Origin of the sequence: Hymenobacter antarcticus (assembly GCF_039539545.1) — a bacterium.
GTDB lineage: Bacteria > Bacteroidota > Bacteroidia > Cytophagales > Hymenobacteraceae > Hymenobacter > Hymenobacter antarcticus.
This window is the reverse complement of record NZ_BAABDI010000003.1, coordinates 97,726-116,475: the sequence shown is the minus strand read 5'-3', so window position 1 is coordinate 116,475 and position 18,750 is coordinate 97,726. Positions and strand designations below refer to the sequence as shown.

Below are 18,750 nucleotides of genomic sequence, written 5' to 3'. Positions count from 1 at the left end.
ATTAAAAAGTAGGAATTAAAAATTAAAATTGGCTTGGTTAACAGGGTGCAAAATTGAGTATACAGAAAAAAAGGCATTAACTTTTAACTTTTAATTCTCAATTTTTAATTATAAAAGCTACAGCTCCTTCCGCATGACGTAATCGTTCATGAAATACGGGCCGATGGGCACGTCGACCTCGCGGTGCCGCCCGAAGCCGCGCCGCTCGTAGAAGGCAATGGCGGGATTGTAGCGGTTCACGTTGAGGTCCAGAAACTGGCCGCCGGCCTGGCGGGCGGCGTTTTCCACGGCCTCAATCAGGTGGAGGCCCAGGCCCTGGCCCTGCTTGGTGGGCAGCACGTAAATCTTGTGCAGCTTGAAGCCGGTTCCGCCGTCGTCGCCGGCCGGCAGCGGGCTGAACGAGGCGAACCCCGCTGGCTCGCCGGCCACGTAGGCCAGCAGAAACGAGTGGTGTTCCTCCGTAATCTGCCGCTTCAGCGAAGCCGGCGAATAAATAACCCGGTACATGTACTCCAGCTGCTCGCCCGAGATGATGAACCGGTAGGTGGGCTCCCAGGTCGCTTCGGCCAGCTGAATAATGGTCGGGATGTCGTGGAGCGTGGCGGGCTCAATGCGCGGCGGCGCGGTGGGGGCGTCAGAAGTCATAAGCGGCAAAACGCGAAATTGGGGCGAAAAAACTGAAACCACGCCACCCACTCCGATACGCCTGGCCAGCTCCGTGCGTTACAAGGCCGGTTTCCGCCATCCTCAATTCCAAATGACGATGAAATCCGTCTCATTCCTTCTCTTGCTTACCAGCCTCAGCTTAGCGGGCCAGGCCCAAACCCGCACCACCGCTGGCCCGCGCCGTGGGGACGAGCTCACCGGGGCCCGGCCCTGCCGCTGGAAGAGCGGCTCCGCATTCGGTCATTCCAGGGCGAGTTTCACACCCTGCGCGGGGCCCGCAAGGTTAAGGAGTCGCGGGACTAGCTTGTGGCGGTGTGCTCGGGGGCGTGGCCGCGTGGGTTATGGCCCCGGCGGGCTTCTGCTCCAGTAGCCAGGCCAGGGCCAGGTCCAGGTCTTCGAATAGTTCGATGGCAATGTGCGGTCGCACGGCCAGCACAAATTCTTGGCTGGCAAACCGGTTTTCACGGTCGGGTGAAAACACGTAGGCCATAGCCCGTACCCCGGCCACCACCGCTGCGGGCAGCCACTCATACTCCAGCCAGGGCAGGGCATCGCTCCAGTCGCCGCCGGTGTCGCTCTTGTCGTTCAGAATGAGGGAATAGGACAGCTGCTCGTGCCACCTACTGCCCTGCTCCACGCCCCGGATTATTTCGGCCCCGGTCAGGTGCCCGTGCCAGCGCACGTACAGCAGCTCATCGGCCGGATAGAATAAATACTCAGCCAGGAGTGCTCCCTGGGCATCGTCGAGGATAAGCCGCTGGGTGGGTGGGCCGGAAAGCATAGTAGAAGGAGGGGGGAAAAAAGCAGCGAGCTTCAAATATATACTATACTTGATTAACATCAGGCCCAGCTTAGCTATCGAACGGCGCTGCTACCTTTGGGGTTCGTTCATCCTCCCGTCTTTTTTATCCGTAGCGCATGCATATTGCCATCGTCGGCAACATTGGAGCTGGCAAAACCACGCTGGCTCATAAGTTGGCTCAGCACTTTCGCTGGGAAGTGTTTTTAGAAGATGTGGACGATAATCCTTACCTGAAGGATTTTTACCACGACATGCCCCGCTGGGCCTTCCACCTGCAGGTATATTTTCTCAACGGCCGCTTCCGGCAGACCCAGCACATCAAGGAGCTGCAAAAGGCGGGGCGCGGCATCATTCAGGACCGCACCATCTACGAGGATGCCCACATTTTCGCGGCCAACCTGCACGAGTCGGGCCTGCTCGAAACCCGCGACTACAACAACTACTACGCGCTGTTCGAATCAATGATTGACCTCGTGGCCCCGCCCGATTTGCTGCTCTACCTGCGGGCCGACCTGCCCAAGCTCGTCAGTCAGATTGAGAAGCGCGGCCGCGATTACGAGAACAGCATCAGCATCGAATACCTCAAAAGCCTCAACGAGCACTACGAGAAGTGGATAGCCGGCTACAGCGCCGGCCGCCACCTCATCGTGGACGTGAACGAGCTCGATTACGTGCACAACCCCGAAGACCTGGGCACCATCATCGACAAGATAAACAACACCCTGTTCGGCCTTTTCTAAGAGCGTGTAGGGAAAGCGCCTGAACGGTCATGCTGAGCTTGCCGAAGCATCTCTACAGCTTCGTTGAACGGCCCTGACGAATCTGTAGAGATGCTTTGGCAAGCTCAGTATGATATTTTAAGTTGTTAGTCATTAGTTGTTGGTAGGATGGCAATTATCTGACTGACAACTAACAACAAGCATCTAATAACCCGTTTACTTTTGAACGACTGCTTAGAGTTGTTTTACTGACTTTGCGTCGTGCTACAGCCGCCTGCATTGCTTGGACAAAGTCTCTGTCTAACAGCAGGAAATAACTACTCCAAATCCGGTATCGCTTCGTTGAGAAAGTCGACCAGGGGCCGGGCGGCGGTAATGGCCGCCACCACCTGCGCCACAAAATCCGGGGCCAGCACCTCGGCATCACTGTAAAACCGATTCAGGCCCACGGTTTTCAGACGCAGCCAGGCCAGGTCCGGGTCGGTGGCCGCGTAGCCGCGGGGCGGGCGGGTCAGCTGCGGCCCCGTGGTGTCGAGGCCCGCCGGAAAGTAGCGCAGCAGCTCCGGGGCCTGCCGCCGCCGATGAAATTCGGCCCCGTTGTAATGGATTTCCTGGCGCATGGCCGCCAGCATGGCCGGAGTAGGATGAAACGTGCCCGCCCCCAGCCAACTCAATCCCGGCTGGATGGCCAGAAAATAGCCCGCACGCGGCGCGTGGCGGCCCCCACGCTTCAGGCCCGCGCCCATGCGCCGCTTGTAGGGCTCGGGGTCGCGGTGGGCCCGGTCGTTTTTGTGCAGCCGAAACAGGACATCGGCAGTCGTCAGCTGGGCCAGGTCGGGGTCGGTGGTGGCGGCCTGGGCCAGCACCTGGCGCACCAGCTCGGTGCAGGCGGCGCGGGCGCGCTGGTAATCGGGGCGGTGCCCGGCCATCCAGGCCGTGGTATTGTTGGCCGCGAGCCGGGCCAGAAAGTCCAGTAGGTACGCTAAATCCATGCGAAAGCCGGCGCGAATAACCCCGGCCCGGCAGAACGCACCCATGGGCCACCGAGTTGCACCCGTGCCGGAATGTGGCTACTTCCGGCTGAGTACCGTCACGGCATCGCCCACCCGCAGGCGGCCCTGGCCGGGACCGGTCACGTTCTGGCCAAACAGCGTGCTGCTCTCAGCCATGCGGTAGGTGGCCAGCGTGCGCAGGGGCTCGCCTACGGGGCTTTTAGCAGCCGTCTGCTGGTCGATGGTGGTGAGCACGCAGCGGCCGCAGCCCCGCACCGCTCGAAACGGTACGCCGCCAATGGCAAATTGCTCCCAGGCGTCATCGTCGTACGGGCTGCCGCCGCCAAACACCAGGTTGGGCCGGAAGCGGTTCATGAGCACCGGCTGGGCCAGGCGGGCATTCAGGTCATTCAGGGCCGCTTCGCCAATCAGCAGGAAAGGGTAGCCATCGGCAAAGCTCACCAGCTGGCCTTCGGGGTTGTGTTCCGGCTCCACGTCGCGCCGCACCATGTCGGACATATACACCAGGCGGCAGGGGCGGCCCAGGGCTTCGGCCAGCCACGCATCGGCTTCGGGGGTGCCACGCCAGGCCCATGCCATGTCATCCCAGATGGTCACGAACAGCGTGCGGTCGGGCGTGGCCTCGAAGGGAATGAACAGGGGCAGTAAATCGGGCCGTTGGCGGTGGCTCAGCAAAAAGCCGTTGTAGGCTGGAGCCACGGTCAGCAAAGCCAGCTCGGGCTGTTGGCGCTGGGTCATGAAGCGGTTGCGCTCGTCCACGAGCAGCCAGCGGCGGTCGTGCCGCAGGCCCCGGGCAGTCACATCGGCCTCGGGCACTGCATAGCCCCCCAGAGACTTCACGGGGTAGAGGTATAGGCCGGTAAGGGTGAGGGAAGCAGACATGGGGACAAAAGTAAGTAGGTCGGGTAAATTACTTTGCAATAAAAAGGAACGTCATGCCTATCTGGCGTCCGCGCAGTCGAAGCATCTCTACCGCTTCAGCAGGGCCGTTCAGCGAAGCGGTAGAGATGCTTCGACGGGCTCAGCATGACGTGCTGATAAATCAAACTAATTCCCACGACCTACTTATCAGTAACAACTTAACTCGCCGCTGTGGATGTAGCGCGGACTTTGTAGTCCGCGAGTCTGCACCGTTAAAGCAGTCAGAACGGCGTGGACCCGCGGACTACAAAGTCCGCGCTACATTCACAGCGGCGCTTGACCGAAGGTACTGCGTAACGTTAGGCAGTTATTCTACCACCAGCAGGTCGGCTCCGCGCACGAAAGCCACCCGGCGCTGCCATTCTACCCGGTACCAGATATCCTGGTGCCCCAGCACTGGCAGCCGGTCGCCTAAAGCGGCCGTGCTGAGCCAGGCCGCCCCCGCGCCCGGCCCGGCCATGAGCGCCGCGCCCGGCCGGGCCACCAGCCCTACCGGCTTGGGGCGCAGAAAGTGCAGGTAAATTCCCGCCACGGCCACGTACACAGCATAACCCAGCCAGGCCCCGCGCGCACTGCGCCGCCACAGCAGCCACACCGCTACCACTACCGCCGCGCCCAGCAGCACTTGCAGGCCCGGGTAGTAGTAGCGTTGCGCCTGCACCCTGAGCTCCTGCTGCCAGGTGGCGGGGTAGCCCACCAGGCGGTGCTGGGTGGCCAGGGCCGTCATTTGCCGCCAGGTGCGCACCCGGGGCTGGCGGGCCTGCGCCATGCTCAGATACAAGAGGGCGGCCGGGTAATGCCCCAGCTGCTGCTGAACATAGGCCATCTTGAGCAGCATTTCGGGCGAGGCGCGCCGGTTTTGCCAAATTTGCCGTCGATAAGCAGGCACCGCCGCCTCATATTGCCCCGCCGCAAACAAAGAATCGGCCCGCCGTAAGCTGGTCGGTGCGGCTAGGACCTTAACTGGCGAATTTTTTTTTGCGGGTGAGTTTGCACTCAAGCCACAGAGAGGCAGGAAGATTAGGGAGAAGAAAAGGCTTCGCACAGAAAAGAGAGAGACTTTTTTTAAAGTCAGGGTTGTGTAGTCCGAGAGGCTATAGTACTTTTGTGCCACCAAAGAAGGAAACGCCCTTCCAAGGTAAAGGTACCGATTCTGTAGCTCAGCTGGTAGAGCAGTACACTTTTAATGTACGGGTCCTGGGTTCGAATCCCAGCGGGATCACAGCAAAAGCCCCATTCTGGAAACAGGATGGGGCTTTTTCGTGGTGTTCGGTGGCTCCAGCTGCCGCTGCTTTTCGTACCGGAATAACGTAGCGGCCGGGCTACGAAAAAGCCCATAGCCAGCCGGGTTAAGTGGCGGGCTATGGGCTTTTAGATATGATTAATAGGGGATTACGGTATGCGTTGTAGGAGCTGGCTGGTGCCAGCGCTACTTCAGCAGCTCGTGCAGCACGGTTTGCATGGAAAAGGTGCGGTTGCCGGCTTCCTGGATGATGAGCGAGCCGGGCGCATCGAGCACGGCGTCGGATACTTCCACGTTGCGGCGCACGGGCAGGCAGTGCAGGAACTTGGCGCTGTCGGTGAGGGCCATGTGGGCGGGGGTGAGCATCCAGGCGGGTTCGTTGCCGAGCACCTGGCCGTAGTCTGTGTAGCTGCTCCAGTTTTTGGCCTGCACGTAGTCGGCGCCTTCTAGGGCCTTCTTTTGGTCGTATTCGATGCGCGCGCCTTTGGTAAAGCGCGGGTCCAGCTCGTAGCCCTCGGGGTGGGTGATGACGAAGTCGACCCAGTCTATTTCCGAAAACCAGTCGCAGAAGGAATTGGGCACGCACTGGGGCAGGGCGCGTACGTGCGGAGCCCAGGTGAGCACCACTTTCACGCGCTCCCTCGGCTTGGTTTCGGCCACGGTGATGAGGTCGGCGAAGGATTGCAGCGGGTGGAGGGTGGCGCTTTCCAGGCTGATGACGGGCACGGTGGCGTACTGCAAAATCTTGTTGAAGACGACTTCGCCGTAGTCCTCAGCCTTGTCCGTGAGCGTAGGAAACGTGCGCACGCCCAGCACATCGCAGTACTGGCTCATCACCGCGATGGCGTCTTTGATGTGCTCCTGGGTGCCGCCGTTCATCACCGCGCCATCGGCCATTTCCAGGGTCCAGGAGTCGGCTCCGGCGTTGAGCACCCAGGCTTGCGCGCCCAGGTTGTAGGCCGCCTTGATGGAGCTGAGCCGGGTGCGCAGGCTGGGATTGAAGAAGATGAGGCCGACGGTTTTGTTGCGCCCGATGTGCTGGTAGCCGTAGGGGTTGGCCTTGATTTCCAGGGCTTGCTGCAACAGGGCTTGGTAGTCGCCCGCATCGGCAAAGGAGGTGAAGTTTTTCATGGTTTCAGAATTGTTCCGCAAGAACGGCATGCTAGGGAAAAGGCGGTCGAACCAATCCCGCTGACCTCATCTTATAAGGGTACGACAACTTATATTTGAAGACGTTTCATCCACATTCTTGCCATGACTTTCGCCGACATCGACAACGTAGTGGTGCTGCACGGCCCGCTGTCCCGGCTCACGGACGACGAGTTTTTCGACTTGTGTCAGGATAATCCCTTGCTGCGCCTGGAGCGCAACGCCGACCACGAAATCATCTTTATGCCTCCTGCCGGTTCCGAATCAAGCCTCAAATGCGGCGAAGTTTTTTTTCAATTGACATTCTGGAACCGCCAGCACCAGCTGGGCTACGTGTTTGAATCCTCGGCTGGCTTCACATTACCCGACGGCTCCGTCCGCTCTCCTGATGCTTCGTGGGTGCCCAAAGCTGCGTATGATGCTCTGACTGAGGAGCAGCGCCTGCGTTTCGCACCGGTATGCCCTACGTTCATAATTGAAGTCCGTTCACCGTCGGATGGGCTAGCCCCGCTGCGCCGCAAAATGGAAACCTACCTGGCCAATGGTGTACAAGTCGGCTTCCTACTCGACCCCACTAACGAAACCGCCACCATCTACCGCCCCGGCCAGGAGCCGGAAGAAATCAGCAGCTTCGACGCGACGCTGAGCGCTGAGCCGGCACTTCCCGGTTTTGAACTGGATTTACGGCCGTTGCGGCGTTAGTAATCGGTTCTGAAGCGTAAGTTGCTTTAGCCTCTTCGCCGCAAGCTTCTTACTCATTGGACCGAGAAGCTAGGGGCGTTTCCACCTGCTTCTTCGAAGCCCTCGGTGTTCCTGCACCGGGGGCTTCACCGTTTCAGGGGCAGCCGGGTGGTGAGGTGGAAAAACCGTGCGGTGGTTTTGTTGCGCCCGATGTGCTGGTAGCCGTAGGGGTTAGCCTTAATTTCTAGGGCTTGCTGCAACAGGGCTTTGTAGTCGCCCGCATTGGCGAAGGAGGTGAAGTTTTTGGCGGTGGTCCAAAATAAGGTGGTGCAGCTGTTTTCACTCATTTCATAAAGCCAGAAAAGCCTCGTCTGCGATGTGCTAGCGATAGTTTTGAGCCAATAATTAATTGCCGCTATTTCAAGATTTCACCATAGTTTGGACCACCGCCAAGTTTTTCATGGATTATTCTTCGGCAAGTTTCAGGCTAATTCCCATTATTTCTCTTTGCTGATTGAACTGCTGGAAGTTAAAAGGGCCGAACAAAACGTCTTTTTCTTTCTGAATAATCCAGAAGTTTCGCTTGTGTCGAAAGATAGTTTGGTAATATGGGTCGTTATGAAAAAGACTGTCAGCAACTGCCTCGCGTATCGCTATGTCATTGCTAGTATTCTCTGGCGAAAGGTCTTTCTGTTTTAACGCTGAAAATAAGGGCCCAAATTTTCTAACTGTTTCAAAGTCAGTTTTTGACAATTTATGCTGTAAGCTTGCTGAATCAGCCAAATAATTGGGGTATGAGCTATAAGGCGAATCTAAGTCAGTACCAAGTATTGATTTATACCCTTCCAAATTAGGCTCTTGAGCTACCACAATAAATGACTCATCAAATTCAAATCCCACTACTTTAGGATAAATAGTATGACTACCAATGATGTAATTTAAAGGGGCTCCTTCTCCTACATAAGTGTAACCATTGCCAAGTTCCTTGGCTTCGTCACTAATGTTGCATGAGCTTACCAGAAGTAATAGAAGAAGAGAAAGAAGGCTGTGTTTCATGATAATGGTTTAACGACGAGACGCAAATATGCGTCTCTACATCGCCTTATACTCGTTCCAACTCTTAATCTTCAAGTCCTTCATCTCCAGCGTACAAAACGCCTTAATAAACGCCTTTGCCAGCCGCGCATTCGTCAGCAAGGGCACGCCGGAATCCACGGCGGTGCGGCGGATTTTGTAGTCGTTATCCAGCTCGCCTTTTGACAGGTTTTTCGGGATGTTGATGACCAGGTCGATTTTCTTTTCCTTCAAATACGTCAGCACGTTGGGCTCCTGCAGGTCGTCGGGCCAGAAAAGGAGGCTGCTGGGGATGCTGTTTTCGGCGAAGAAGCGGTGGGTGCCCTGGGTGGCGTAAATCTGGTAGCCGCGCTTCACCAGCAGCCCGGTGGCGGAGAGCAGCGCCACTTTCGACAGGATGGGGCCGCCGGAAATGAGCACCGTTTTCGCGGGGATTTTGTAGCCCACGCTCAGCATCGATTTCAGCAGGGCTTCCTCGGCGGTGTCGCCCAGGCAGCCGACTTCGCCGGTGCTCACCATGTCGACGCGCAGCACCGGGTCGGCGCCGGGCAGGCGGGTGAAGGAGAACTGCGGGGCCTTCACGCCCACAAAGGGCAGGTCGTAGATTCGCTCGCTTTCGTCGCGCGCTACTTCCTTGCCCAGCAGTACCTGGGTGGCCTTTTTGATGAGGTTGTTGCCCGAGATTTTCGACACGAAAGGGTAGCTGCGCGAGGCGCGCAGGTTGCACTCAATCACGCTGATGGCCCCGTTTTTTTCCAGAAACTGAATGTTGAACGGGCCGCTGATTTCGTAGCGGCGGGCCACCTTTTCGGCAATGATTTTGAGCTTGCGGATGGTGCCCACGTACACCCGCTGGGGCGGGTAGTACATGGTGGCATCGCCGGAATGCACGCCGGCAAACTCGACGTGCTCGGAAATGGCGTAGCTCACGATTTCGCCCCGGTCGGCCACCGCGTCCAGCTCAATTTCCTTGGCTTCCTGCATGAATTCGGACACCACCACCGGGTATTCGGCGCTGACTTCTTTGGCCGCTTTCAGGAATTCTTCCAGCTCGAAGGCGTTGGAAACCACGTTCATGGCCGCGCCCGACAGCACGTAGCTCGGCCGGATGAGTACCGGGTAGCCCACTTCCCGCACGAACCCGTGCATGGCCTCCAGCGAGGTCAACTCCTGCCAGCGCGGCTGGGCAATGCCCAGCTCGTCCATGATGCGGCTGAACTTGTGGCGGTTTTCGGCCTCGTCAATGTGGGCGGCCGTGGTGCCCAGGATGGGCGCGTGGGCTTCTTCGAGGCGCATGGCTAGGTTGTTGGGAATCTGGCCGCCGGTGCTCAGAATCACGCCGCCGGGCTGCTCGAAATCCAGAATGTCCATCACCCGCTCGAAGCTCAGCTCCTCGAAGTAGAGCCGGTCGCTCACGTCGTAGTCGGTCGAAACGGTTTCGGGGTTGTAGTTGATGAGGATGGTTTTGTAGCCCTCCTCGGCGGCCGTTTGCACGGCCTGCACGCCGCACCAGTCGAACTCGACCGACGAGCCGATGCGGTACACGCCCGAGCCCAGCACCACGATGGACTTCGCGGTTTCGCGGGCCAGGTCGTTTTCGGTGCCGTGGTAGGTGGTGTAGAGGTAGTTGGTTTTGGCCGGGAATTCGGCGGCCAGCGTGTCAATCTGCTTCACCACGGGCAGCACGCCCAGGGCCTTGCGGCGGGCGCGCACGCGCAGCTCATCGGCCTTCACGTCCCCCTCGCCCAGCAGCTGCACGGCAATCTGCTGGTCCGAAAAACCGGCCTTTTTTACGTCGCGCAACAGCTTGGTTTCCAACCCATCCAAGCCCGCAGCGCGGCCGGCGGCCAGCTGCTGGCCCAGCTCGAAAATGGTGAACAGGCGCTGCAAAAACCAGTGGTCAATCTTCGTCAGTTGGTGCACCTGTTCCAGCGTGTAGCCGGCCTCGAAGGCGTTGTTGATGGCGAAGATGCGCTCCTCGTTCGGCTCGCTCAGGAGCTGGTCAATGGTGTCTTTGTCCACGTTGTCGGGCCGGTTGGCCACGAAGCCGCGCTTGCCGGTATCGAGCATGCGCAGGCCCTTCTGAATGGCTTCCTCGAACGTTTTTCCGATGGCCATCACCTCGCCCACGCTCTTCATGGCCGAGCCAATCTGGCGGTTCACGCCCGAGAATTTGCCCAGGTCCCAGCGCGGCAGCTTCACCACCACGTAGTCGAGGGCGGGCTCGAAAAAGGCCGAGGTGGTCTGCGTGACGCTGTTTTTCAGCTCGGCCAGCGAGTAGCCCAGGCTCAGCTTGGCGGCCACGAAGGCCAGCGGGTAGCCCGTCGCCTTCGAGGCCAGCGCCGACGAGCGCGAGAGGCGGGCATTCACCTCAATCACGCGGTAATCTTCGGAATGCGGGTCGAGGGCGTACTGAATGTTGCACTCGCCGATGATGCCCAGGTGCCGGATGGTTTTGATGCCGATGGTGCGCAGCTTGTGGTACTCGCGGTTGCTCAGCGTCTGGGACGGGGCCACCACGATGCTCTCGCCGGTGTGGATGCCGATGGGGTCGAAGTTCTCCATGTTGCAGACCGTGATGCAGTTATCAAACTGGTCGCGCACCACTTCGTACTCCACTTCCTTCCAGCCCTTCAGCGATTCTTCCACCAGAATCTGGTCCGAAGTCGTGAAAGCCTGTTGGGCCAGGGGGCGCAGCTCATCCATATTATTGGCGAAGCCGCTGCCCAGCCCACCCAGCGCGAAGGCGGCCCGCACGATGATGGGGAAGCCGATGGTTTCGCCGGCGGCCAGGGCGGCGGCCATCGTCGTGCAGGCCACGCTGCGGGCCGAGAGCACGCCAATCTGGTCGAGCTTGACCTTGAAAATCTCCCGGTCCTCGGTGTCGATGATGCTCTGCACGGGCGTGCCCAGCACGCGCACGCCGTACAGCTCGAACACGCCGGCCCGGTACAGGGCCACGGCGCAGTTCAGGGCCGTCTGGCCGCCAAAGGCCACCAGAATGCCATCGGGCCGCTCTTTTTTGATGACTTCCTCCACGAAGTAGGGCGTCACGGGCAGGAAGTACACGTCGTCGGCCATGCCGTCGGAGGTCTGCACGGTGGCAATGTTGGGGTTGATGAGGATAGTGCGGATGCCTTCCTCCTTCAGCGCCTTGAGGGCCTGCGAGCCGGAATAATCGAACTCCCCGGCCTCGCCAATTTTCAGGGCGCCGGAACCGAGGATGAGTACTTTGTTGGGTTTGTTCATTAGGTCGTGTGTGTTCAAAAAAGAACGTCGGGCAGAGTGAAAAAGAACGTCATGCTGAGCGAAGGCGGAGCCGTAGCCGAAGCATCTCTACCGCTTCGTTGAATTACTACTGCAACGAAGCGGTAGAGATGCTTCGACAAGCTCAGCATGACGTTCTGAGTATTTGTTGGGTTCAGCCTTCCCAGGTTTCTAAATCAATGGCCTGCCAAGTCGGATTAAACGCACTAATCAGCGCATCTTTCTTCCGGCGGGTCCAGCCTTTCAACTGCTTTTCCCGCGCAATGGCCTGCGTTGCATCGGGCGCTATTTCAAAGTACACCAGCAAATCAGCCTGATACCGTCCGGTGAATTTCCCAGCGTCGCCCCGGCCGCTGCTGTGCTCGTAAAGCCGCCGCGTGAGGTCGTTGGTGACGCCGATGTACAAAACGGTTTGGGTTGGATTGGTCAGGATGTAGACGTACATGCTGGGTAAATTTAGGGCGGTGGTCTAATCGCAGGTGATGCGGTAGGAACGCGCCACGGCGCGTTCACCGCCTGCGCCGGGTCGCCTCAGTTGTTCGAGGAGTGAACGCGCCATAGCGCGTTCCTACAATCACCATGCTTTAGACCACTGCCAAATTTAGAACGTCATGCTGAGCGAAGTCGAAGCATCTCTACCGCACAAATAACCATTTATGAGCCAACGTGGCCAATCAAGATTGTTCGTTTTGGTAGCCTGATATGCTATCAACATGTATCCAGGTAGCCGTTGCTTGAAAAACGACTCCTTGCGGCTGGGTACTAAATGTTATTTGAAAGCGTATTCCATCGTGAATGATGCTCAAGTCTCCAATGCCGCTTCCGCTGGGAATAGTACACTGGATTAGGTCCGTTTGAATCAAATTTAGAGTCAGTTGAACTGTATTGCATCTCCGCTGTACCCATTTGATTGGGGCGTCAGCAGGGAAATCCTTTAAGTCGAAACGGAGCTTGCATTGCAGGTCACCGCCACAAACAATGGACAACTCATGTAGCTGCACTTGCGCTAAAGATGGGGGTTCCGTTGAGTAAATACTCGTTATGGTTTTAGGATTCAAAACGTGCTCAATCCACATCGGGGTATTGCTTATTAGGTTTAACGTTTGCAGGAAGTAACTAAAAATCAGACTTGTTCTACTAAATCTTATTTAGGTCAGCTCAATGAAGTGGTAGAGATGCTTCGACTTCGCTGCGCTCCGCTCAGCATGACGTTCATTTATCTCCCCTGCTTATACTCCACCACCGCTTTCAAAAAATCATCAAACAGAAACTCCGTATCCTCCGGCCCGCCAGCGGCTTCGGGGTGAAACTGGGTGGAGAAAAACGGCTTGGACGTGTGCTTGATGCCTTCGCAAGTCCCGTCGTTCAGGTTCTCGAACAGCATCTGCCACTCGGCGGGTAGCGTTTCGGTATCCACCGCGAAGCCGTGGTTCTGGCTGGTGATGTAGCAGCGCTGGGTGCCGGTGAGCTTCACGGGCTGGTTGTGGCTGCGGTGGCCGTATTTGAGCTTGAAGGTGTCGCCGCCCGCCGCCAGGCCCATGAGCTGGCTTCCCAGGCAGATGCCGAAAATGGGCTTGTCCTGGGCCAGGGCCTTTTGCAGGTGCCGGATGGTGGCTTCGCACATTTTGGGGTCGCCGGGGCCGTTGCTTAAGAACAGGCCGTCGTAATCGAGGGTCGTGAAATCGTAGTCCCAGGGCACGCGAATCAGCTCCACATCGCGCTCCAGGAAGCAGCGGATGATGTTGGTTTTGGTGCCGCAGTCCACGAGCACGATTTTGTGCTGGCCGCTGCCGTAGTGCCGGATGTCGGCCGGGCTCACCTGCGCCACCAGGTTGTCGAGGTTGGGGTCGTGGAAGGGCACGTCGTCCCCGGCCACGATTTTGCCCAGCATCGCGCCTTTCTCGCGCAACTTCTTGGTGAGCATGCGGGTATCGACGCCGCAGATGCCGGGGATGTTGTACTCCTTCAGCCAGTCGCCGAGGCTTTTGGCGGCGTTCCAGTGGCTGTGCTCCTCGGAGTAGTAGTTCACCACCAGCCCGGCAATGTGGATTTTGTCGGACTCGAAAATCCGGGAAATCGAGTCGTAGAGCTCCTCGCCGGGCACGCCGTAGTTGCCCACCATGGGGGTGGTGAGCACCAGAATCTGGCCGGCGAAGGAGGGGTCGGTGAGGTTTTCGGGGTAGCCGGTCATGGCCGTGCTGAACACGACCTCGCCGGCGGCGGAGGTGAAGGCCCCGAAGGATTCGCCGGTGATGGAGGTGCCGTCTTCAAGGATGAGTTTTACTTGTGGCATATGGGTAACCCCACCCCCTAGCCCCCTCCCCGGTGGGGAGGGGGGACTAGTTTCTAGTTTTTAGCTCTAGAAATTAGCTGGTGGTATATGGGTGAAAATTTGGAATAAAAACTAAATTCTAGCACTAGAAACCAGTTCCCCCTCCCCACCGGGGAGGGGGCTAGGGGGTGGGGTTAACGCAACCAGCGCCCCCAAAAACCTATCGACCTCCGCCTTCGTGATATTCAGCGGTGGCAGCAGCCGGAGCACCGTGGGGTCCGAAGCGTTGCCCACGAAAATGTGGTGCTCCGTCAGCAGCTTGTCGCGGATTTCCTTGATGGGAAAGTTGTATTTGATGCCAACCATCAGGCCGCGGCCGCGAATTTCTTCGGCCCCGGCGTGGGCTTCCAATTCCTGACGCAGATACCCCCCCATTTCGGTGGCGTGAGCTAATAACCTCTCGTCTTTAATGACTTCGAGCACGGCCAAGGCGGCGGCGCAGGCCAGGTGGTTGCCGCCGAAGGTGGTGCCCAGCAGGCCGTAGGAGGCTTTTAGCTCGGGCGCAATCAGGATGCCGCCGATGGGGAAGCCGTTGCCCATGCCCTTGGCCACGGCAATAATATCGGGTCGGATGCCGGCGTGCTGGTGGGCGAAGAACCTGCCGCTGCGGCCGTAGCCGCTCTGCACCTCGTCGGCAATCAGCAGGGCATTATGCGCGCCGCACAGCAGCGAGAGGCCTTGCAGGAAATCATCGGAAGGCATGATGATGCCGCCCACACCTTGGATTGGCTCCACGATAACGGCGCAAACGTCGCCGCCGCGCAGGATTTCGGCCACCGCTTTCAGGTCGTACCCGACAAAGGAAATGGCGTGGTCGGCGTTGAAGGGGGCCACGATTTTGGGGTTGTCGGTGGCGGCCACCGCGCCCGAGGTGCGGCCGTGAAACGCGCCCCGGAAGGCAACAACCCGCTTTTTGCCGGTGTGGAACGAGGCCAGCTTCAGCGCATTCTCGTTGGCCTCGGCCCCGGAGTTGCACAGAAACAGCGAGAAATCCGGGTAGCCCGACACGCGGCCCAGCTTCTCGGCCAGCTCGCGCTGAATCGGAATCTGCACCGAGTTGGAGTAGAAGCCGATATTTTGCAGCTGCTCCGTCAGGCGCTGCACGTAGTGCGGGTGGCTGTGGCCGATGGAAATCACGGCGTGGCCGCCGTAGAAATCCAGGTACTCCTGGCCCTGGTCGTCCCAGAGTTTCGCGCCGAGTGCGCGCACGGGCGTGATGTTGACGAGGGGGTAGACGTTGAAAAGCTCCATGCTGAGTAGCGGTTAGATTCTGTCAGAACTTAATCTAATTCGATGTCTAATGTGGTAGGTATATTTTCTTGATTTAGCCCTTCGTAAAAACTCTCTTTGATTCCAATGAAAGCCATTCTATCGTAACCTCTGAGCAAAACAGTTTGCTCTTTAGTCTCAACAGAAGTGTGCACTATCTTCATTGATAAGCCGTGTTTTTCAATCAAGCTAGCGACGGCTTCTCTATTCTGCTCAGTAATATTGACAATCCAATCGCCTTCTGTGATTGTTAATAAGCTGCCAAGTATATACTTGATGCCGTCATAGGAATCTGTAGAAATAAACCAGTCGGCTCCGTCTGGAGAATGTCGAATTACTTCAGCTAGTAACTTAGTTTCAGCAGTCATAAGCGTAATCTGAAATTCTCATGCTGACCTGTTTGTCGAAGTTTTTTGGTGAAATCATGTTCTATAGAAGCGGTAGAGATGCTTCGGCAGGCTCAGCATGACGTTCGGTTAGCTTAAAAAAACGAAGCCTTACTTATCAACCCCGTCGTTTCCGGTAACCCAAACAGCAGATTCATGTTCTGCACCGCCTGGCCCGATGCGCCTTTCACCAGATTATCAATCACCGAGGTAATTAACAATTGCTTGCCCTGTTTCTGCACGTGCAGCAGGCATTTGTTGGTGTTCACCACCTGCTTCAGATGTATTTCCTTATCCGAAACCGTGGTGAACGGCGCGTCAGAATAAAACTGCTTATACAGCTCCCGCGCCTCGTCCTGCGTCAAATCCGAGGGCGTGTAGACGCTGGCAAAAATGCCCCGCGCGAAATTGCCGCGGTAGGGGATGAAGTGAATTTCCGCCGCTGATTGCGGCTGCAGCTGCGCCAGACTCTCGCCGATTTCGCCGAGGTGCTGGTGCGTGAAGGGCTTGTAGATGGACACGTTGTTGGTGCGCCACGAGAAATGCACCGTTTCCGACAGGCTCTGGCCCGCGCCGGTCGAGCCGGTGATGGCCGACACGTGGATGTCGTCGGTGAGCCGGCCGGCCTTAGCCAGCGGTAGCAGCGCCAGCTGAATGGCCGTGGCGAAGCAGCCGGGATTGGCAATGTTCCGGGCCTGCTGGATGCGGCTGCGGTTCAGCTCCGGCAGGCCGTAGATGAACTCGCGGCCTTCAAACTCCGCATCGGCCGTCAGGCGGAAATCGCTGCTCAGGTCAATGACGTGGGTGGTTTCGGGCAGGGTGTTTTGGTGCAGCCAGGCTTTGGAATTACCGTGGCCCAGGCACAGAAACACCACGTCCTCGTCGCCGGCCAGCTCGGAGGCGAAGGTCAGGTCGGTTTCGCCCACCAAGTCGTCGTGCACCTGGTGCACCGGGTTGCCCGCGTTCGACGAGCTGACGATGCCGCCCAGCTCCACAAACTCGTGGTGCAGCAGGATGCGAATCAGCTCGCCGGCCGTGTAGCCGGCCCCGCCCACGATGCCGGCCTTAACCCCACCCCCGGCCCCTCCCCGGTGGGGAGGGGAGCCAGACGACTTCAAATTATGCATAATCAGTAAGGAGAAACTAAATCGAAGCTCCTCCCCATCGGGGAGGGGTTGGGGAGGGGTTACTCGTGCAAACTCGCGCTAATTTTCAGCTGGTTGCCGAAAATCTTGATGAAGCCGCGCGCGTCGCGGGCATCCCAGGCGTTGTTTTCCTCGCCGTAGGTGGCCACTTTCGACTGCATCATATCATACTTTGATTCGATGCCAAGCAGGTCGAATTGATAAGGCTTGAGCTGCACGAATACCTTGCCCGAAACGTGGGTTTGCGACGATTCCAGGAAAGCTTCCATGTCGCGCATCACCGGGTCAAGGTATTGAGCCTCATGCAGCAAGGTGCCGTACCAGTTGGCGATGTAGTCCTTGTGCAGCAGCTGCCAGCGGGTGCTGGTGTGCTTCTCCAGCAGGTGGTGCGCCTTGATGAGGATGAGCGGCGCGGGGGCTTCGAAACCCACCCGGCCCTTGATGCCCAGAATGGTATCGCCGACGTGCGTATCGCGGCCGATGGCAAAGGCCGAACCCAGCTCGTTCAGCTTCTGAATCAGGGTTATCGGGTCCATCGTTTCGCCATTCAGCGCCACCGGCTCGCCCTTTTCGAAGGTGATTTCCACGCGCTCCGAATCCTGCCGCTGCAATTGCGACGGGTAGGCGCTTTCGGGCAGGGCCTCGTGCGAAGTCAGCGTTTCGACGCCGCCCACGCTGGTACCCCAGATGCCTTTGTTGATGGAGTATTTTGCCTTTTCCCAGCTCATTTCGAAACCCTGCTGGTGCAGGTACTCAATCTCGGCTTGGCGCGAGAGTTTAAGGTCGCGGATGGGCGTGAGAATCTCGGTTTTGGGCGCGATAACCGAAAAAGCGACGTCGAAGCGCACCTGGTCGTTGCCGGCTCCGGTGCTGCCGTGCACGATGTAGTCGGCCTCGTTGACACGGGCGTATTCGGCAATGGCCAGCGACTGGAACATGCGCTCGGCGCTCACGCTCAGCGGATAGGTGTCGTTTTTCAGCACGTTGCCGAACAGTAGGTAGCGCAAACAGTCGTGGTAGAAGCGCGTGGTCACGTCAATTACCTCGTGCTTCACCGAACCCAATTCGTAGGCGCGTTTCTCGATGGCCGCCAGCTCTTCGGCCGTGAAGCCGCCCGAGTTGACGATGACGGTATGTACTTCCAGGTCGAGGTCGCGCGATAAATACACGGCGCAAAACGAGGTGTCGAGGCCGCCGCTATAGGCGAGAATGGCTTTTTTCTTCATGATGCAGAATCAGTTTCGGGGGCGGAGACAGGAGCAAAAGAGGCGGTGGCCAGGGCGGCAAAATCGGGTACTTGCACCTGCAGGAGCTTGTCGGCGGCATCGAACAACATACCCGTGCAGAGGCACATCTTGCGGTCGTTGTCCATGAGAATGCCGTAGTTTTTGCAGCTTTTGCAGCCTTTCCAGAAATCTTCGCTGGCCGTAAGCTCGGAAAACGTAACTGGCTCGTAACCCAAATCAGTGTTGATTTTCATCACGGCCAGGCTGGTCGTGATGCCAAAAATCTTGGCGTTTGGGTACTTGGTGCGCGACAAATCGAATACGCCCTGCTTGATGGCCCGGCCCACGCCATGCTTGCGAATGGCCGCGTTCACCACCAGCCCCGAGTTCACGACAAAGGTCTTGTCATCAAAGGTTTCGATATAGCAGAAGCCGGCCAGCTCGCCATCCACGAAGGCGATGATGCTATCGCCACTAGCCATTTTTTGGGCCACGTAGGCCGGCTCGCGCTTGGCGATGCCAGTGCCCCTTGTTTTGGCCGACTCGACGTACCATTGGCATAATAAGTCAGCGTACTGTGCGTCCGCTGGCGTTGCAACCCGAATTATCATTGATTATTAAGAACTTAGGGATAGATACGCGGCTGTCCGGACTATCCGTTTCGTGCGGATAGTTCCTGCTAAAGCCCAAACCTGTCTGTAAGTAGAGCGGATACTAGCCCGGCTCAAAGGGGCTGGCCAAGGGGCCAACATGCGGCTGCTGAAGCCGCTAGGGTCGTCGCACCAATGTGCTGGCAGTTTCACACACGCCGGCTACACCCAGCCAGGCGGCGGGAGCGAGCAACGTTGAAGTGGAAA

At 58.0% G+C, this 18,750-nt stretch carries 19 protein-coding genes and 1 tRNA gene; 3 read left to right on the top strand and 17 right to left on the bottom strand.

The window, feature by feature from the left end; translation table 11 throughout:
• Window positions 1-117 precede the first annotated feature (117 nt).
• A complete protein-coding gene (locus ABD819_RS03865) occupies window positions 118-645 on the bottom strand; it encodes a GNAT family N-acetyltransferase (RefSeq protein WP_345121176.1) in 528 nt (175 codons plus the stop codon).
• Window positions 646-949: 304 nt separating this feature from the next.
• Window positions 950-1,447, bottom strand: coding sequence for a hypothetical protein (locus ABD819_RS03860; RefSeq protein ID WP_345121173.1), 498 nt, complete (start codon window positions 1,445-1,447; stop codon window positions 950-952).
• Window positions 1,448-1,584: 137 nt separating this feature from the next.
• On the opposite strand from ABD819_RS03860, the gene ABD819_RS03855 reads away from it, so the two are divergent.
• Window positions 1,585-2,208, top strand: a complete 624-nt coding sequence (locus ABD819_RS03855) for a deoxynucleoside kinase (RefSeq protein WP_345121172.1) — start codon at window positions 1,585-1,587, stop codon at window positions 2,206-2,208.
• A gap of 296 nt (window positions 2,209-2,504) precedes the next feature.
• Here the strand turns inward: ABD819_RS03855 and ABD819_RS03850 are convergent, their stop codons facing one another.
• From ABD819_RS03850 to ABD819_RS03840, 3 genes are all read right to left on the bottom strand, one after another.
• A complete protein-coding gene (locus ABD819_RS03850; protein WP_345121171.1) occupies window positions 2,505-3,224 on the bottom strand; it encodes a DUF2461 domain-containing protein in 720 nt (239 codons plus the stop codon).
• Window positions 3,225-3,257: 33 nt separating this feature from the next.
• On the bottom strand, window positions 3,258-4,082 hold the full coding sequence (locus ABD819_RS03845; protein ID WP_345121170.1) for an MOSC domain-containing protein: 825 nt from the start codon (window positions 4,080-4,082) through the stop codon (window positions 3,258-3,260).
• 346 nt (window positions 4,083-4,428) lie between these two features.
• Window positions 4,429-4,959: a hypothetical protein gene (locus ABD819_RS03840; protein ID WP_345121169.1), complete on the bottom strand. Its 531-nt coding sequence runs from the start codon at window positions 4,957-4,959 to the stop codon at window positions 4,429-4,431.
• Between the two features lie 311 nt (window positions 4,960-5,270).
• Here ABD819_RS03840 and ABD819_RS03835 point away from each other — a divergent pair.
• Window positions 5,271-5,343, top strand: a tRNA-Lys gene (locus ABD819_RS03835).
• Window positions 5,344-5,550: 207 nt separating this feature from the next.
• Here the strand turns inward: ABD819_RS03835 and ABD819_RS03830 are convergent.
• Window positions 5,551-6,495: a Rossmann-fold NAD(P)-binding domain-containing protein gene (locus tag ABD819_RS03830; RefSeq protein WP_345121168.1), complete on the bottom strand. Its 945-nt coding sequence runs from the start codon at window positions 6,493-6,495 to the stop codon at window positions 5,551-5,553.
• A 123-nt stretch (window positions 6,496-6,618) separates the two neighbouring features.
• On the opposite strand from ABD819_RS03830, the gene ABD819_RS03825 reads away from it, so the two are divergent.
• On the top strand, window positions 6,619-7,215 hold the full coding sequence (locus ABD819_RS03825; RefSeq protein ID WP_345121167.1) for a Uma2 family endonuclease: 597 nt from the start codon (window positions 6,619-6,621) through the stop codon (window positions 7,213-7,215).
• 125 nt (window positions 7,216-7,340) lie between these two features.
• On the opposite strand, the gene ABD819_RS03820 is transcribed toward ABD819_RS03825, so the two are convergent.
• The 11 genes from ABD819_RS03820 to ABD819_RS03775 all read right to left on the bottom strand — a co-directional run bounded on the left by ABD819_RS03820 (window position 7,341) and on the right by ABD819_RS03775 (window position 18,504).
• Complete coding sequence (locus ABD819_RS03820; RefSeq protein ID WP_345121166.1) at window positions 7,341-7,541, bottom strand: hypothetical protein; 201 nt, start codon at window positions 7,539-7,541, stop codon at window positions 7,341-7,343.
• A gap of 118 nt (window positions 7,542-7,659) precedes the next feature.
• Window positions 7,660-8,250, bottom strand: coding sequence for a hypothetical protein (locus ABD819_RS03815; RefSeq protein WP_345121164.1), 591 nt, complete (start codon window positions 8,248-8,250; stop codon window positions 7,660-7,662).
• Window positions 8,251-8,286: 36 nt separating this feature from the next.
• Window positions 8,287-11,517, bottom strand: coding sequence for a carbamoyl-phosphate synthase (glutamine-hydrolyzing) large subunit (carB, locus tag ABD819_RS03810; RefSeq protein ID WP_345121162.1), 3,231 nt, complete (start codon window positions 11,515-11,517; stop codon window positions 8,287-8,289).
• Between the two features lie 172 nt (window positions 11,518-11,689).
• Complete coding sequence (locus ABD819_RS03805) at window positions 11,690-11,980, bottom strand: GIY-YIG nuclease family protein (RefSeq protein WP_345121160.1); 291 nt, start codon at window positions 11,978-11,980, stop codon at window positions 11,690-11,692.
• Between the two features lie 229 nt (window positions 11,981-12,209).
• A complete protein-coding gene (locus ABD819_RS21475; RefSeq protein ID WP_425553913.1) occupies window positions 12,210-12,611 on the bottom strand; it encodes an Imm50 family immunity protein in 402 nt (133 codons plus the stop codon).
• 140 nt (window positions 12,612-12,751) lie between these two features.
• On the bottom strand, window positions 12,752-13,828 hold the full coding sequence (gene carA, locus ABD819_RS03800; protein WP_345121157.1) for a glutamine-hydrolyzing carbamoyl-phosphate synthase small subunit: 1,077 nt from the start codon (window positions 13,826-13,828) through the stop codon (window positions 12,752-12,754).
• Window positions 13,829-13,939: 111 nt separating this feature from the next.
• The gene (locus ABD819_RS03795; protein WP_345121155.1) at window positions 13,940-15,118 is read right to left on the bottom strand and encodes an aspartate aminotransferase family protein; all 1,179 of its coding nucleotides are present in this window, start codon (window positions 15,116-15,118) and stop codon (window positions 13,940-13,942) included.
• Between the two features lie 29 nt (window positions 15,119-15,147).
• Entirely contained in the window at window positions 15,148-15,504 is a 357-nt protein-coding gene (locus ABD819_RS03790; protein WP_345121153.1) for a hypothetical protein, read from the bottom strand.
• A gap of 113 nt (window positions 15,505-15,617) precedes the next feature.
• Entirely contained in the window at window positions 15,618-16,649 is a 1,032-nt protein-coding gene (gene argC, locus ABD819_RS03785) for an N-acetyl-gamma-glutamyl-phosphate reductase (RefSeq protein ID WP_345121151.1), read from the bottom strand.
• Between the two features lie 59 nt (window positions 16,650-16,708).
• Window positions 16,709-17,893, bottom strand: a complete 1,185-nt coding sequence (gene argG / locus ABD819_RS03780) for an argininosuccinate synthase (RefSeq protein WP_345121149.1) — start codon at window positions 17,891-17,893, stop codon at window positions 16,709-16,711.
• Entirely contained in the window at window positions 17,890-18,504 is a 615-nt protein-coding gene (locus tag ABD819_RS03775) for a GNAT family N-acetyltransferase (protein ID WP_345121147.1), read from the bottom strand. The genes argG and ABD819_RS03775 overlap by 4 nt, the downstream gene beginning before the upstream one ends.
• Window positions 18,505-18,750 lie beyond the last annotated feature (246 nt).

What these genes read in the sequence shown, in the direction of transcription:
- ABD819_RS03865 (WP_345121176.1), bottom strand. Translation starts at nt 645, where the DNA reads ATGACTTCTGACGCCCCCACCGCGCCGCCGCGCATTGAGCCCGCCACG.
- ABD819_RS03860 (WP_345121173.1), bottom strand. Translation starts at nt 1,447, where the DNA reads ATGCTTTCCGGCCCACCCACCCAGCGGCTTATCCTCGACGATGCCCAG.
- ABD819_RS03855 (WP_345121172.1), top strand. Translation starts at nt 1,585, where the DNA reads ATGCATATTGCCATCGTCGGCAACATTGGAGCTGGCAAAACCACGCTG.
- ABD819_RS03850 (WP_345121171.1), bottom strand. Translation starts at nt 3,224, where the DNA reads ATGGGTGCGTTCTGCCGGGCCGGGGTTATTCGCGCCGGCTTTCGCATG.
- ABD819_RS03845 (WP_345121170.1), bottom strand. Translation starts at nt 4,082, where the DNA reads ATGTCTGCTTCCCTCACCCTTACCGGCCTATACCTCTACCCCGTGAAG.
- ABD819_RS03840 (WP_345121169.1), bottom strand. Translation starts at nt 4,959, where the DNA reads ATGCTGCTCAAGATGGCCTATGTTCAGCAGCAGCTGGGGCATTACCCG.
- ABD819_RS03830 (WP_345121168.1), bottom strand. Translation starts at nt 6,495, where the DNA reads ATGAAAAACTTCACCTCCTTTGCCGATGCGGGCGACTACCAAGCCCTG.
- ABD819_RS03825 (WP_345121167.1), top strand. Translation starts at nt 6,619, where the DNA reads ATGACTTTCGCCGACATCGACAACGTAGTGGTGCTGCACGGCCCGCTG.
- ABD819_RS03820 (WP_345121166.1), bottom strand. Translation starts at nt 7,541, where the DNA reads ATGAGTGAAAACAGCTGCACCACCTTATTTTGGACCACCGCCAAAAAC.
- ABD819_RS03815 (WP_345121164.1), bottom strand. Translation starts at nt 8,250, where the DNA reads ATGAAACACAGCCTTCTTTCTCTTCTTCTATTACTTCTGGTAAGCTCA.
- carB (WP_345121162.1), bottom strand. Translation starts at nt 11,517, where the DNA reads ATGAACAAACCCAACAAAGTACTCATCCTCGGTTCCGGCGCCCTGAAA.
- ABD819_RS03805 (WP_345121160.1), bottom strand. Translation starts at nt 11,980, where the DNA reads ATGTACGTCTACATCCTGACCAATCCAACCCAAACCGTTTTGTACATC.
- ABD819_RS21475 (WP_425553913.1), bottom strand. Translation starts at nt 12,611, where the DNA reads ATGTGGATTGAGCACGTTTTGAATCCTAAAACCATAACGAGTATTTAC.
- carA (WP_345121157.1), bottom strand. Translation starts at nt 13,828, where the DNA reads ATGCCACAAGTAAAACTCATCCTTGAAGACGGCACCTCCATCACCGGC.
- ABD819_RS03795 (WP_345121155.1), bottom strand. Translation starts at nt 15,118, where the DNA reads ATGGAGCTTTTCAACGTCTACCCCCTCGTCAACATCACGCCCGTGCGC.
- ABD819_RS03790 (WP_345121153.1), bottom strand. Translation starts at nt 15,504, where the DNA reads ATGACTGCTGAAACTAAGTTACTAGCTGAAGTAATTCGACATTCTCCA.
- argC (WP_345121151.1), bottom strand. Translation starts at nt 16,649, where the DNA reads ATGCATAATTTGAAGTCGTCTGGCTCCCCTCCCCACCGGGGAGGGGCC.
- argG (WP_345121149.1), bottom strand. Translation starts at nt 17,893, where the DNA reads ATGAAGAAAAAAGCCATTCTCGCCTATAGCGGCGGCCTCGACACCTCG.
- ABD819_RS03775 (WP_345121147.1), bottom strand. Translation starts at nt 18,504, where the DNA reads ATGATAATTCGGGTTGCAACGCCAGCGGACGCACAGTACGCTGACTTA.